At 59.4% G+C, this 1,045-nt stretch carries 1 protein-coding gene; it reads left to right on the forward strand.

Features of this window, described 5'->3' with window-relative positions:
- A partial coding sequence (locus MTR66_RS21110; protein WP_243924701.1) for an IS3 family transposase occupies positions 1–891 on the forward strand: 891 nt, incomplete at its 5' end.
- Between the last annotated feature and the right edge of the window lie 154 nt (positions 892–1,045).

Genomic DNA, 1,045 nt, shown 5'->3' on the forward strand with positions numbered 1-1,045 from the left:
CGCCAGGGATGCAAAGTGAGATACGCGTTCGTTGCCGAGCATCGCGACCAGTTCCGGGTTCGGTCGATGTGCCGGTGCCTGCGCATCCAGCCCAGTGGTTTCTATTCCTGGCAGAAGAACCCGCTGAGCCAGCGAGCCCGGGAAGATGCTCGGCAGACCAAGTTGATCCGGCAAGCCTGGAACGACAGCGGCAAGGTCTATGGCTACCGCAAGTTGCACGACGACCTTCTGGATCAGGGCGAGACCTGCTGCCCGAACCGTGTTGCCCGGTTGACCAGGCTAGCGGGCATCAAGGCGCAGATTGGCTACAAGCGTCGGCCGAACAGCTATGGTGGCAAGCCCTCCTTGGTGGTCGACAACACTCTGGATCGTCAGTTCGACGTTGCTGCGCCCGACCGGGCCTGGGTGACAGACATCACCTACATTCGCACCCTGGAAGGCTTTTCCTATCTGGCTGTCGTGATCGACCTCTATTCCCGCCGTGTGGTGGGGTGGTCGATGCAGAGCAGGCAGACCACCGATGTGGTGCTCCAGGCGCTGCACATGGCGGTATGGCGGCGCAAGCCGAAACAGCGGGTGTTGATTCATTCGGATCAGGGCTCGCAGTTCACCAGCATGGACTGGGCGACCTTCCTCCGAGCTCACAATCTTGAACATTCGATGAGCCGGCGCGGCAACTGCCATGACAACGCCGTGGCCGAGAGCTTCTTTTCCTCGCTCAAGCGCGAGCGCATCCGGCGCCATACCTACAAAACACGCAAGGAAGCCCGGCAGGACGTGTTCGATTACATAGAGATGTTCTACAACCCGGTACGCAAGCACGTCAGGAACGGGATGCTGTCGCCCGCCCAGTTCGAGCGCCAGCAGATTTTGAAAGCAGAAGGCGTCTAGAAAACTAGGGGCTACTCAATTCGCTTCAGCAGGAGGATTGAGCGAGAGTGAGAAGAGGAACTGCTTGCACTTCGTGCCGCGTGAAACCGCATAGGCCTCTTGAAACGCTCCATCGAGATCATCGGACACGAACCCGCGCAATTCGTGCACGGTC

This window comes from Novosphingobium beihaiense, assembly GCF_022832375.1.
Lineage (GTDB): Bacteria > Pseudomonadota > Alphaproteobacteria > Sphingomonadales > Sphingomonadaceae > Novosphingobium > Novosphingobium beihaiensis.